We start from the raw sequence: 11,418 nt of genomic DNA, 5'->3' as shown, positions 1-11,418 counted from the left end.
GTGTTCCTGCTTTACGGAACGATTCGATCATCGTGTCCTTTCCCCATTGGAAATCCTTGTGCACCTCTATTAGGTCTATTTCCCTTCCATCCGTTTGGGAATGCGAATAGTAAATTGATAGTATTCCTCGTGGTCCTCTTCATTCGTCTCGACTGCCAGACCGGTCTGCAGCACCATGTCAATGGACTGACGCACCGTGTTGATAGCGATGCGCGCATCCCGGGAAAAAGCTTTCCACTTTGGCTTTGCCTCTTTTTCCTGTTTGGGTTGTTCTGCTGCCTCCAGGAGCTGCTTTACCCGCGTCTCCGTCTGCTTGACGTTCCATTCCCGCTCCAGAATTTCCTGCAGGACTTTGCGCTGCAAATCGGCATTCTTCAACGGAATCAAAGCGCGCGCGTGTCTCTCCGTCACTTTTCGGGTGAGCAGGGCATCCTGAATCTCCTGCGGCAAATGGAGCAGCCGCAGCTTGTTGGCGATGGTGGACTGCCCTTTGCCCAAACGCTGCGCCAGGCTTTCCTGCGTCAGGTTGTGCAGGTCAATCAGCTTCTGATACGCGATGGCTTCTTCAATGGCCGTCAAGCCTTCGCGCTGCAGGTTTTCAATCAAGGCGATCGAAGCTGTCTGGGTATCGTTAAAATCCTTGATAATTGCCGGAATACGCTCCATCCCCAGCTTTTTCGTCGCACGCCAACGCCGCTCCCCAGCGATCAACTCGTATCGGTTGTTTCGCAAGCGAACGACAATCGGTTGAATCAATCCATGCGTGCGGATGGTTTGGCACAGTTCATCGATTTTTTCGTCATCAAATACCGTCCGAGGCTGATATGGATTGGGTACGATTTCATCAACGGGTATTTGTCGTATTTCTTCATTGTCTGTTTTGTCCGTCAACCCGAAAATGCGAGAAAATGAATCTTTAACTGCCATGGTTTGCATCCCCCACTTCCAACCGTTCCATCAGCCGCTGTGCTAAACAAGACGTGACGATTCCCTGGTTGACAAAACTTCCGCCTGAGCCGTTCGACGCAGCCGTCATCATTATTGGATTTCGGAACATTTTCTTCCCGTATCGGTCTGGCGAGCTCACACGTTGCTGGGTTGGGTGATACGGTCGAAAGAAAAACTTTTGATCGTCTGATCGTCGCTTTTTAAAGCTGTCGATCCTTCTATTGTGAATGGTTCATCCTGCTGTTTCAGGCTGCGCATCACTGAAGCATTTGCGTGTTGAAACAGGAAGAACACCTGCTGGAGTAGTCCTTCCAAGAATGATCATGCTTCATCAGCCAAGCGTATATCTACTGCTCCAGGCAAATCATCGTGACGTGTGTTTATCTTTTTTCTGAAACAGCAAAACAGTCGACGTCGTCTCTGTGATGCAGTCGAGTGCTTTTCCTGCGGATTTTTTACCAAATCGTTGACGCCGTGGCACATGCGTATCTGTCTTACAGTCTTCTTCTTTCCTAATTATTCTGCACGGTCCGTTTAATTCCTGCTGCGGAAACGTGTTTCACGTGAAACATCAATTACTGTCTTGCTTGTTACCTTCCTGTTCCTGATGTTCGTATTCATAATCGTCATCTCCTGGCTCCTGCCGGCTCCGGAAGTTGAACAAATGGGGGAACAAGCGGTGGAAATCAAGCGTCAGATAAGCAAAAAATGCCGCAATGATTGCCGTGATGTACATGCCGGCACTGAACATCAAACCGATGGCCGAAGCCACCCACATGCCCGCCGCCGTCGTCAGCCCTTTAACCGTACCGTTAAACTTGATAATCGCCCCTGCGCCCAAAAAGCCCATGCCGGTAACCACCTGGGCGGCTACGCGGCCTGGATCGTTGTTTACACCACTGCTCGAAAAGCCGTAGATGGAAGCAAGTCCAAACAGGCATGAACCGAAGCAGACGAGACTGTACGTGCGGAATCCTGCTCCCCGCTGCCGATTGGCTCCTCTGATGAAACGCTCTCGTTCCAATCCCATAATGGCTCCGGTCACAAACGCCAAAAACAGTCGAAGCAAAATCGTAGGCAGTTCCGGCGGGAAAAAAGTTGCATGAAGCGTATCCATTTCCCTCTCAACCTCCCGTTCATGCGATCGTCTCTTGCGAAAAAAGACTGCTTTCTTTGAAAGTATGCGGACTAATCGGCTTTTATCAATGAACGGCTGTCCGCTTTAAAAAAGCACTGGCGGCTCACTGGGCCAAACATGTTTTTTTCAGTACAGGCGGAGGCGATTCCGGTGTCCCCAACGGTGTTCCCAAGCCTGCCAGCAGACAGATTCGATTCGGCTGATTCTTCACCATGCGTTTGCCGCTTGGGCAGCTTGCAATCATTCCCCTCTGCCAAAAAAGGGCCACAGCGTTGTGCCATAGCCCTCTGGTCTCCAATAACGTCGGTGATCCCGCAGCCGCCCCGCTGCCGCCTGCTTCTACAGCAGCGGTTTTTTGGCAGGGGTGCCCGGCTTGCGCGGATAACCTTTCGGGGTGGCGCCCAGTTTTTCAATGATGACGATGTTGCGCTCCCCCGCTTCCTCCACCAGTTGAAACGTCTCTACTTTTTTCGTCTTGCCGCCCAGGGTCTTGATTGCCTTTTTCGCCTCGTTCAGTTCCGGCGAGATATCGGCTCCCTTCAACGCGATGAAATGACCGCCGACGCGGGCGAACGGCAGGCAATACTCGGCCAGCACGTTCAGACGAGCGACCGCGCGGGCCACCACGAGATCAAACGACTCCCGATACGCCGCTTCCTGTCCGCGCTCCTCCGCCCGGCCGTGGACCGGATATACGTCTTCCAGACCAAGTTCGGCGGCAACGTGATTCAAAAAGGTCATCCGTTTGTTCAGCGAGTCAATGATGGTCATCTTGAGATGAGGAAAGCAGATTTTCAACGGGATGCTGGGAAATCCCGCCCCTCCGCCGATGTCTGCCACAGACTCCACCTGATCAAAGGAAAAGTAGAAGGCAGGCGTAATCGAGTCGTAAAAATGCTTCACGTACACCTGTCCTTCTTCGGTAATCGCAGTCAGGTTCATTTTTTCATTCCACTCCACCAGCAGGCGGTAGTACGCGTCAAACTGCTCCAACTGGCGGGCGGACAGCACGATGCCCTTTGCTGCCAGCGCCTCGGCAAATTGCTCCTTGTTCATGCCTTCGTCTCCTTACTCGGCCGTTCTCACGCGATTGTACTGCTCCAGATATATCATCAATACGGAGATGTCTGCCGGGTTTACGCCGGATATGCGGGATGCCTGCCCGATATTCAGCGGACGGACTTTGCTCATTTTTTCCTGCGCTTCTTTGGACAAGCCGGAGATTTGATGGTAATCAATGTCGTCCGGAATGCGGCGTTCCTCCATCTTTTTCATCCGTTCCACCTGCTGCAGCGACTTGCGGATGTAGCCGTCGTACTTGATTTGGATTTCCACCTGCTCTGCCACATCTTCCGGCACTGGTTCCGAAGTCGGCACCATTTGGATGATGTGCTGATAGGTGATTTCCGGACGGCGGAGCAGTTGGGCCAGGTCGGTCACTTCCGTCAATTCCGGTGTACCGGCCGCGCGCAGCACTTCCTGCACGTGCGGCATATCCGGACGGACGCGGGTGTTCATGATTCGTTCCTTTTCCTTCTCGATCAGTTCCCGTTTGCGGCAGAACTTGCGATAGCGCTCTTCGCTGATCAGGCCGATCTCGTAACCGATGTCGGTCAGGCGCAGGTCAGCGTTGTCGTGTCGCAGCAGCAGCCGGTATTCTGCCCGGGAAGTGAGCAGCCGGTACGGTTCATTGGTTCCTTTGGTCACCAGGTCGTCGATCAACACCCCGATGTACGCCTGTTCCCGCCCCAAAATGATCGGCGGTTTTCCCTGTACTTTTCGCGCAGCGTTAATCCCGGCCATCAAGCCTTGGCCGGCTGCCTCTTCATAGCCGGACGTACCGTTGATCTGACCGGCTGTGAACAGCCCTTCCACCAGTTTGGTTTCCAACGACGGCCACAGCTGTGTCGGCACAATCGCGTCGTACTCGATGGCGTACCCCGGCCGCATCATTTTTACATTTTCCAGGCCGGCCATGGAACGCAGCATGGCCAACTGCACGTCTTCCGGCAAGCTGGTGGACATCCCCTGCACGTACATCTCTTCGGTGTGACGTCCCTCCGGCTCCAGGAACACCTGGTGCCGCGGCTTGTCGCTGAAACGCACCACCTTGTCCTCGATGGACGGACAATAGCGCGGCCCCGTTCCCTCGATGATGCCGGAGTACATCGGCGCGCGATGCAGGTTGTTGTTGATCATCCGGTGTGTTTCTTCATTGGTATAGGTCAGCCAGCACGGCAGTTGATCCATGATAAACTCGGTGGTCTCGTACGAAAACGCGCGCGGCACGGTGTCGCCGGGCTGAATCTCCATCTTGGAGAAGTCGACGCTGCTCTTGTGCACACGCGGCGGCGTCCCGGTCTTGAAGCGAACCATCTCAAAGCCCAATTCCTGCAGATGATAGGCGAGACGGATCGACGGCCGCATGTTGTTTGGACCGCTTTCGTACTGGAGATCGCCCAGAATGATTTTCCCGCGCAGATACGTTCCGGTGGTCAGGACAACCGCTTTCGCCGAATAGCGGGCTCCCGTCTGCGTAATCACCCCTTCGCAGACGCCGTTGTTGACGATCAGCTCATCCACCATCGCCTGACGCAGGACCAGGTTGGGAGTCTGCTCAATCGTGTGTTTCATCTGATGCTGATAGGCAAATTTGTCTGCCTGCGCGCGCAGGGCGTGAACAGCCGGACCTTTGCCCGTGTTCAGCATCCGCATCTGAATGTGCGTTTTGTCTGTATTTTTGCCCATCTCTCCGCCCAAGGCGTCGATTTCGCGTACGACATGCCCCTTGGCCGGCCCGCCGACAGACGGGTTGCACGGCATAAAGGCAACCGCATCCAGGTTAATGGTCAACAGCAGCGTGCTGCATCCCATGCGCGCCGCCGCCAACGCTGCCTCGCAGCCGGCATGACCCGCACCAATTACTATGACGTCATACGATTCCGCTTCGTAGGTTGCGTTCATGGTTTTCCTCCTTACTCTCCAGTATGGGCGCACTCTCTTGTTTTTTCACTTGCCCAGACAAAACTGGGAGAATATCTGGTCGATCAAATCTTCGCCCACACTCTCTCCGATCACTTCGCCGAGCAATTCCCACGCCTTTTTGATGTCGATCTGCACCATATCGATCGGCATCAGGTTGTCGATGCCGCTGATCGCATCGTCAATGGCCTGTTCCGCCTGGCGCAGCAGTTGAATATGACGGGCGTTGCTCACGTAGGTCAGGTCGTCCTGCTGTACGCGGCCGCTAAAAAAGAGATCGGCAATCGCCTGCTCAAGCTGATCAATGCCTGTCTCCTCCCTGGCCGAGGTCAGGATGAGCGGCCGATTGGGGAAGTGCCGTCTCACTTCATCCAGGTCGATGCGTTGCGGCAGGTCCACCTTGTTGATGATGACGATCACCTGGAATCCTTTGGCCGCGTCAAAAATGGCGTAGTCGTCAGGCGTGAGCGACTCGTTGTAATTGAGCACCAGCAGCACGAGATCGGCTTGCTGCAGCAGTTGCCGCGACTTTTCCACGCCGATCTTTTCCACGATGTCCTCCGTCTCGCGAATGCCGGCTGTATCAATCAAGCGCAGCGGCACGCCGCGCACATTCACGTATTCCTCGATGACGTCCCGGGTCGTGCCCGCCACGTCGGTGACGATCGCCTTTTCCTCCTGCACCAGGCTGTTCAAGAGCGACGATTTGCCGACATTGGGCCGGCCGATAATCGCCGTGGACAGCCCCTCGCGCAGGATCTTTCCTTGTCGGGCCGTCTGCAGCAGTCGGCCGATCTCCTGTTTGACCTCTGTGCATTTTTCGCGCAAAAAGTTCTGCGTTACTTCTTCCACATCGTGCTCCGGGTAGTCCAGTGTCACCTCGATGTGGGCCATGGCCTCAATCAGGTTTTGCCGCAGCTTGCGAATCAGCTGGGACAGTTTCCCCTCCACCTGGTTGAGCGCTACTTTCATTGCCTTGTCCGTCTTGGCGCGGATCAGGTCAATCACCGCTTCGGCCTGGGACAAATCGATGCGTCCGTTCAAAAACGCACGCTTCGTAAACTCCCCGGGCTCCGCCAGGCGAGCACCGTTGTCCAGTATCAGCTCCAGTACCCGTTCCACGGACACGATCCCGCCGTGGCAGTTCACCTCCACCACGTCCTCCCGCGTAAACGTCCGCGGTGCACGCATCACCGAGACCAGCACTTCTTCCACTCGCTCGCCGGTCTGTGGATCGTACAGATGTCCGTAATGAATCGTGTGGCTGTCCACAGTGGACAACTTCCGCTTGCCCCGGTATATCTTATCCACAACTTCGATTGCGTCCGGGCCACTGACGCGAATCACCGCAATCCCGCCCTCCCCCATGGGGGTCGCAACCGCTGCGATGGTGTCAAATTCCACGCTGTTTCACCTCAAGCTTTCCGCTGACGAATCAGTACTAACTTCTTAGCATAGCAGAACCACCTGCAAAAATCCAAGCACGAAACGCTTTGCTCACCCTTTTCGAAGAATCATCCACATCTGGACATGCCGTTCCCCTGTTCTGTACTACACGCGAGATTTCCTGCCCGGCACGTTATCCACAGTATGGTCGACTGAAACGGCATCCAATCGCACTATCCACAGGCGCATCATCCTTCATGAAATCGAGAAAACAAAAAAAGACCCTCACAACAAGAATCTGCATTCTTATTGCAAGGGGATAGAGTAATACATCAGCCAATACGAGTTCTACGTTGGACACCGCTTTTCATCTGTACGTTCGTGCGGTTCCGCCGACAGTTGTTCCGCAGCTTGAGCCTGCAACACTTCAACAGCTTGGCTTCCCCGATATGGACTCAACTCTTTCACAATGATTTCCATATGTTCAAATGATAAATTTCTTTCATTCATGCGATGATATTCAATAAAAAGACCGATACAGGCGGCCACCTTCGCGAAGGAGCCTAATTGCCGATAATAGCTGATGCTTTTCAACAGGGTATCGAATCCTTCCGTAATCTGTCCGATCGAGATCTGACATTTTCCTTTTTGCAAATGATACTTGGCTGTTTGTTTGATCCGTTGCGGGTGAGAGGTGATGTCGGCAGGAAAAAACTGATCTTCAGCAGCGATAAGTTCTTTCATCAAGTCGTTTCTGCCGGTCTCCAGGCAGACGTCCAGAAGATCGGTGACAACGTTGATGCGCCCGTCGCGTTCTGCTTCCTGCAGGCACTCTTGATAAAGCGCAATCGCTTCTTCGTGCTGTCCTTTTTTTGCGTAAAGCAGAGCCCGAAGATGTTTTTTGCGGAAGTCCGCAAATTTGCTGTTTTCGTACTCTTTCAAGTACACCTCGGCAAGTACGAGATCACCCAGGTCAAGATATGAATTGACGATGGCGATCAAAGCGGAGGCTTTTTGCCTGCTGTCTTCGTGATCTTCCCGAATGCATTTGCTGCACAATTCAATGCAATCGTAATAATGGTCCAAAACGTAGGCATGTACGCCCAGTCGAAAATACGCCGCAATCCGCTCTGCCGGCTGAAGCCATTCAAGGTAATGCAGCATTTCTTTTCCTCTTTGATACGTTTCTTCCAAGCGAGCGAATTCGTCCCGCTCAAGTAAGTACCGCTCATAAAGCCCCTTCGCCAAGTAATAGGGAATCCCATTCTTTCTGGTATATTCAATGAGCACATCGTACAATACCAGTTTTATGGCAGGATCGTCCGTACCATTTGCCGTTTGGAAAAGGTGGTCGAGAGCAAGAAATGTTTGCATTTTGGGGGTGTCCAGCAATTTTTGGGCTGCCTTTTCGATGACGGTTTTGTTATTGTGTGCGATGGCTTCTTGGAGCAGGAATTTCAATGTTTCCGCCCGTTCTGTTACATCCAGATACGTACTGATTACCAATCCGTAGGGAATATGTAATGCGTTCCCGATCTTTTTCCAGGTGGCAAAGCTGGGCCGTTTTGTTTCCCCGGATTCAATCCGAGACAGGACGCTCCTGCTGACGCCTGCCCGTTCCGCCAGTTCATCAACCGTGATATTTTCCTGATACCTGTATCTGAGAAGCACATCTGCAAAGTCTCCAAACCCCATGGCAGAAGCCCCCTAGCTAAACGTTAGGAATTTTTCCCATGCATTGCTTACAAGCGTGTACTCCCATACTTACTGGCGGGAAACGTTCTCTACTTTCCTTATCGGTTATCATCCTTCGTCTTCTAATGTTTTACGCAAAAAAAGTGAAAAGGGAGTCACGGCGAACAAATGTAAGCCAATGCTGCTACCATGCCGTCTGTCACCCGGGCGACTTGCCGGGCATAAAAAAAGAAGCCTACCGGGAGGCTTCTTTAGGCGCGATCACGATGCAGCGGTTGGGTTCGTCCCCTTCGCTGTAGGTGACCACATCCGCTCGCTTTTGCAAAAACGAGTGAATCACTTTCCGTTCCGCAGCCGACATCGGTTCCAGCCGGACGGAGCGCTTGGTGGCGACAGCCTTCCTGGCCACCCGCTCGGCCAGCTGCTCCAGCGTTTCCTTGCGGCGCGTGCGGTAGTTTTCAGCATCGAGAATGATGCGGACGTGCTTGTCCGCATGGCGGTTTGCTACGACATTTACGAGATACTGTAGAGAGTCTAAGGTCTGTCCCCTGCGGCCGATAATGATTCCCAGGTTGGTCCCCTGTATGTCAAACAGGACGCCGTCTTCCCCGGGACGCGTTTCCACGCGGGCGTCCACGTTCATGTTGGCCAGCACATCCTGCAGAAATGCGAGGCCCTGATCCACCGGATCGACATTGACCTCCACTTCCACCTTGGCGTCCCGCGAACCGAACAGCCCAAACAATCCCCTGCTCGGCTCCTCCAGGACGCGCACGCTCACCTTGTCGCGTGTGACGCCCAGTTCTTCCAAGGCCTTACGCACAGCATCGTCAATGGTTTTTGCCGCAGCTACCACCTTTTTCACTTGGAGGTTCCCTCCTTAGGACGCGGCGCTTTGGGCGCTTTGTTTGTATCGCGATACAGGAAATACGTCTGCACAATCGTAAACAGGTTGCCGTACACCCAGTACAGGGAGAGCGCGGACGGCAACGTCACGGCGATCGCCAGAATCATCAGCGGCATCATGATGGTCATCAGCTGCATCTGCGGATTGTTCTGCACCGCCGATCCCATCATCTTGGACTGCAGATACGTGGTAATCGCCGCCACGATCGGCAGGATGTAGTACGGGTCCTTTTCCCCCAGCGACATCCACAGGAAGGTGTGGTTCTTGATTTCTTCCGTACGGATAATCGCGTGGTAAAACGCAATCAGAATCGGCATCTGCACCAACAGCGGCAGACATCCGGCCAGCGGATTTACGTTGTGCTTCTGGAACAGCACAAGCGTTTCCTGCTGGGCCTTTTGCGGATCGTTTTTGTACTTCTCGCGGATTTTTTGCAGTTCCGGCTGAAGCTCCTGCATTTTCTTGGAACTCTTGATCTGTTTGACCATAAGCGGCAGCACGAGCAGGCGGATGATGATGGTGGCCACCAAAATCCCCAAACCGTAACTGCCCCCCAGTACCACTGCACTCTCTTTGATGAGCCAGGACAGCGGCCAAACAAAATACTTGTCCCATATGCCGGTGGCGTCAGGACCGATCGGCGCAGCGGCCTGAGGGTTGCAGCCCGACAGAATCAGTACCAGCAGGGCCAGCATGGATATGCTGAGGATGCGTCTTCTCAAAGGATGGTCCTCCTTTTCCCTGATTCGGTTGTTCACGTAGTTACGAATGGCGTTGATCCGGCACAGGATCAAATCCGCCCGGATGAAACGGGTGGCACTTCAACAGGCGGCGCAGAGCCAACCAGCCCCCCTTCCACGCCCCGAAGCGGCGAATGGCCTCGATCGCGTAGTGCGAGCAGGTGGGCGCAAACCGGCATGTAGGCGGTTTCAACGGGGACAGAAACAGTTGGTATCCGCGGATCAGCCATATCATTAAGCGCGCCATTACCGTTTCACCCTCTTTTTTGGTTATGTACGGGTGTATGTCTGATCACCTTGGCTCGTTTCATCACGTGCAGGAGCGATTGTTCAATCGCGTCCAGTGTCATCGCTTCCACGCCGGGTCGAGCGATGATGACCAGATCCACGTCCGGCGGGATGACGCCTTCCAATCGGCGCACCGCTTCGCGGATCAACCGCTTGACCCGGTTCCGGATCACGGCGTTGCCGATTTTTTTGCTGACGGAAATCCCGGCACGAAACACGGCTTGTCCCTCCTGTTTGGCACAATACAGGACAAACTGTTTGTTTGCCGCCGAGTTTCCCTTTTGAAACACTGCCTGGAAGTGCTCATTTTTTCTGAGCCGATGCGAACGATGCAAGGTAAACATCCCCTAACATCATAATTATAGTAGAAAACGTATGCAGCATCTACCAGTATATCCTGGTTTCGCCCACTTTTTTCCCCGTCCGGCCGATCCTCCCGCGCACGCACAGATGTTTTGCGTCCATCCCCCGCGCAGATACATCGTCCAGACAGGCCCAAGAAAAAAGCCGGTCCCATCCCTCTCGCGTTTCAATGTCCGTACTCCTCCCGGTCGTCCCTAAAACCCTCTCCCGCTCGGCCATACCAGCGGTGATCCGGTCGAGCGCGTTCTCTCCGGGCAGTTCCTCTCAAGGAGCGGCACCGATCGGCGCCAGTTGCGGACACAGGTCCTGCGGTCAAGTGATGTCCCGACTGATACTCATCACAATACAAAAAAGGCCACTGTAGCTGTGGCCTATGCGGAAAGCACTTTTCTACCTTTACGACGACGGGCTGCCAAGACCTTACGGCCGTTTTTCGTGCTCATACGCTTGCGGAACCCGTGGTCCTTTTTGCGTTTGCGATTATTTGGATTAAACGTTGGTTTCATTCCTATACACCTCCGTCCTCAAAAGGCATTCTTTCGCATTATAAAGAGATTTGCCTAAAAAGTCAAGCAGACCGGCCAGCGCCGTCAAAAGGGAAATTATCCCCACAAAACTATTTCCCGTCCTGTGGATATCATTTTATCCACACTCGCAGATTTCGACAAGGTTATCTACAGCTTGTACACAAAATATAGGGGTGTGAATATGTCCCCAATACCAGTGGTTGTGTTTGTGGATAAGTGCGAAAAAACCATTGATACCGTGCCTTTTATCTGTTATTATGTTTTTGTTTTGGAACGTGTATAACTCCATTGGGACAATCAGATTTTCCACAGCATGTGGATAAGTTTGTGGACAGCTTTCCTCAGTTGTGAATGATTGTATTCACAATGATGCGAATAACGTCTACTTTTTTTCGCTTCTCTGCGCGAAATCCCTATTTTTCGACTATATTTTATCCACAGTCG

General features: G+C 53.3%; 11 protein-coding genes. All 11 read right to left on the bottom strand.

Annotated features, from left to right (window positions below; all coding sequences use genetic code 11):
• Positions 1-75 precede the first annotated feature (75 nt).
• On the bottom strand, positions 76-927 hold the full coding sequence (noc, locus tag Q7F15_RS00055) for a nucleoid occlusion protein (protein WP_171563901.1): 852 nt from the start codon (positions 925-927) through the stop codon (positions 76-78).
• A gap of 592 nt (positions 928-1,519) precedes the next feature.
• Entirely contained in the window at positions 1,520-2,065 is a 546-nt protein-coding gene (locus Q7F15_RS00050; RefSeq protein ID WP_230077580.1) for an MgtC/SapB family protein, read from the bottom strand.
• 360 nt (positions 2,066-2,425) lie between these two features.
• Positions 2,426-3,142, bottom strand: a complete 717-nt coding sequence (gene rsmG, locus Q7F15_RS00045; protein ID WP_171563899.1) for a 16S rRNA (guanine(527)-N(7))-methyltransferase RsmG — start codon at positions 3,140-3,142, stop codon at positions 2,426-2,428.
• Between the two features lie 12 nt (positions 3,143-3,154).
• The gene (gene mnmG / locus Q7F15_RS00040; protein WP_171563898.1) at positions 3,155-5,050 is read right to left on the bottom strand and encodes a tRNA uridine-5-carboxymethylaminomethyl(34) synthesis enzyme MnmG; all 1,896 of its coding nucleotides are present in this window, start codon (positions 5,048-5,050) and stop codon (positions 3,155-3,157) included.
• Between the two features lie 45 nt (positions 5,051-5,095).
• Positions 5,096-6,472 (bottom strand): tRNA uridine-5-carboxymethylaminomethyl(34) synthesis GTPase MnmE, encoded by a 1,377-nt coding sequence (gene mnmE, locus Q7F15_RS00035; protein WP_171563897.1) that lies wholly within the window; start codon positions 6,470-6,472, stop codon positions 5,096-5,098.
• Between the two features lie 330 nt (positions 6,473-6,802).
• The gene (locus tag Q7F15_RS00030; RefSeq protein ID WP_171563896.1) at positions 6,803-8,149 is read right to left on the bottom strand and encodes a helix-turn-helix domain-containing protein; all 1,347 of its coding nucleotides are present in this window, start codon (positions 8,147-8,149) and stop codon (positions 6,803-6,805) included.
• Positions 8,150-8,384: 235 nt separating this feature from the next.
• Positions 8,385-9,014 carry an RNA-binding cell elongation regulator Jag/EloR gene (jag, locus tag Q7F15_RS00025; protein WP_171563895.1) on the bottom strand — a complete coding sequence of 210 codons (630 nt, stop codon included), beginning with the start codon at positions 9,012-9,014 and terminating at the stop codon, positions 8,385-8,387.
• On the bottom strand, positions 9,011-9,778 hold the full coding sequence (gene yidC, locus Q7F15_RS00020) for a membrane protein insertase YidC (RefSeq protein ID WP_171563894.1): 768 nt from the start codon (positions 9,776-9,778) through the stop codon (positions 9,011-9,013). The genes jag and yidC overlap by 4 nt, the downstream gene beginning before the upstream one ends.
• A gap of 40 nt (positions 9,779-9,818) precedes the next feature.
• Positions 9,819-10,043, bottom strand: a complete 225-nt coding sequence (yidD, locus tag Q7F15_RS00015; RefSeq protein ID WP_171563893.1) for a membrane protein insertion efficiency factor YidD — start codon at positions 10,041-10,043, stop codon at positions 9,819-9,821.
• Positions 10,044-10,050: 7 nt separating this feature from the next.
• The gene (gene rnpA, locus Q7F15_RS00010; protein WP_171563892.1) at positions 10,051-10,419 is read right to left on the bottom strand and encodes a ribonuclease P protein component; all 369 of its coding nucleotides are present in this window, start codon (positions 10,417-10,419) and stop codon (positions 10,051-10,053) included.
• A 399-nt stretch (positions 10,420-10,818) separates the two neighbouring features.
• Positions 10,819-10,953 carry a 50S ribosomal protein L34 gene (gene rpmH / locus Q7F15_RS00005; RefSeq protein ID WP_081656608.1) on the bottom strand — a complete coding sequence of 45 codons (135 nt, stop codon included), beginning with the start codon at positions 10,951-10,953 and terminating at the stop codon, positions 10,819-10,821.
• Positions 10,954-11,418: the final 465 nt, after the last annotated feature.

Origin of the sequence: Brevibacillus aydinogluensis, assembly GCF_961514395.1 — a bacterium.
Classification (GTDB): Bacteria; Bacillota; Bacilli; order Brevibacillales; family Brevibacillaceae; genus Brevibacillus; species Brevibacillus aydinogluensis.
Note: the sequence above shows the minus strand (reverse complement) of the source record. Positions and strands in the feature narration are given on the sequence as shown.

What these genes read in the sequence shown, in the direction of transcription:
- noc (WP_171563901.1), bottom strand. Translation starts at nt 927, where the DNA reads ATGGCAGTTAAAGATTCATTTTCTCGCATTTTCGGGTTGACGGACAAA.
- Q7F15_RS00050 (WP_230077580.1), bottom strand. Translation starts at nt 2,065, where the DNA reads ATGGATACGCTTCATGCAACTTTTTTCCCGCCGGAACTGCCTACGATT.
- rsmG (WP_171563899.1), bottom strand. Translation starts at nt 3,142, where the DNA reads ATGAACAAGGAGCAATTTGCCGAGGCGCTGGCAGCAAAGGGCATCGTG.
- mnmG (WP_171563898.1), bottom strand. Translation starts at nt 5,050, where the DNA reads ATGAACGCAACCTACGAAGCGGAATCGTATGACGTCATAGTAATTGGT.
- Q7F15_RS00030 (WP_171563896.1), bottom strand. Translation starts at nt 8,149, where the DNA reads ATGGGGTTTGGAGACTTTGCAGATGTGCTTCTCAGATACAGGTATCAG.
- yidD (WP_171563893.1), bottom strand. Translation starts at nt 10,043, where the DNA reads ATGGCGCGCTTAATGATATGGCTGATCCGCGGATACCAACTGTTTCTG.
- rpmH (WP_081656608.1), bottom strand. Translation starts at nt 10,953, where the DNA reads ATGAAACCAACGTTTAATCCAAATAATCGCAAACGCAAAAAGGACCAC.